The following is a 969-nucleotide window of genomic DNA, read 5'->3' on the forward strand; positions in this document are numbered from 1 at the left end:
CTTCAGCACCATGGCCGCCGCCTGCTGATCGGCCGGTTGATCGGAACGAAACGCATAGTCTTGCGGGTCACAGCTTCGCTGATCGCCTCGGCGTCGGCAGCGTCCGTCTTGCCCCGTTACTCAGCCGGTAAGTTAGGCCATAATCGCCTTACGACCTCACCGCTCCGCCGGTATGCGTAGCAACTATCGATCAATCCGGGGCGAGGATACTTTTTGAATGCCCCTTCATCCTCCAGCACCTGCAGAATGGTCTGGAACATTACCGACCCGATAAGACCTAGGAGTTCAGCCAGGTGAATGCAGCCCGCAGTTTGACCGATATGCTCTTTGATTTTCTTTTTCCAACCGGGCCCTATCGTGAGCCCCACAAGTTGAGCGAACGCGCTCACTGCTCCCGAGCACGGCGGATAGGGATTCATGTCGCTCGCAACCTCGATCGCCCGAATTTTAAAGCCAGTATCGACGGTCAGTCGCAACGACATATCGTGCACTGGTTCGCCCGGGGGCACTTCTCCACGCCAAGGATTCGCGTACGCATTGGCTTTTGAGTCAATCAGGCGAGCCTCGATATCCCAGAGTTGATCGCGACGGCGATAGCCGACCACTTCTATGGACCGACGATGCAAGACGTCTCGTTCAATAGGGGGAGGAAGCGGCATGGGCTCTTATCATAGATGTAGCGGCAACGGGCACTCCATGCTATTGGCCCGGCCGTGCTCGCAAGCGAGGCCATCTCAACATGGTTGTGTATACCCCAAGTTAGTTCTCTCACTAGATGTATCTCACTTGGATTCAGGCGTCAAGGCGACTATCGAACAGCTAGTCTTACTGAGTCAAAAAGTCGCGATCTTTGATCCTGGAATTGCTGGTATTTTCGGGAGATTCGTTTTTCGGCATGGAGAGCTGGGATGGGTCACCCAAGATCGGACGGGAGTGAATCGCGGTTTGCGGCCTATGTCGAGGGGCTTG

1 protein-coding gene and 1 pseudogene are annotated in these 969 nt (G+C 55.4%); both read right to left on the reverse strand.

What is annotated here, in order from left to right; all coding sequences use genetic code 11:
* Positions 1-116, reverse strand: a pseudogene (locus IVB48_RS35465) (IS110 family transposase); the annotation flags it as partial.
* Positions 117-659, reverse strand: a complete 543-nt coding sequence (locus IVB48_RS35470; protein ID WP_247407599.1) for a DUF2889 domain-containing protein — start codon at positions 657-659, stop codon at positions 117-119. It lies immediately after the preceding pseudogene.
* Positions 660-969 lie beyond the last annotated feature (310 nt).

The sequence above is a fragment of the Bradyrhizobium sp. 76 genome (genome assembly GCF_023073025.1).
Classification (GTDB): Bacteria; Pseudomonadota; Alphaproteobacteria; order Rhizobiales; family Xanthobacteraceae; genus Bradyrhizobium.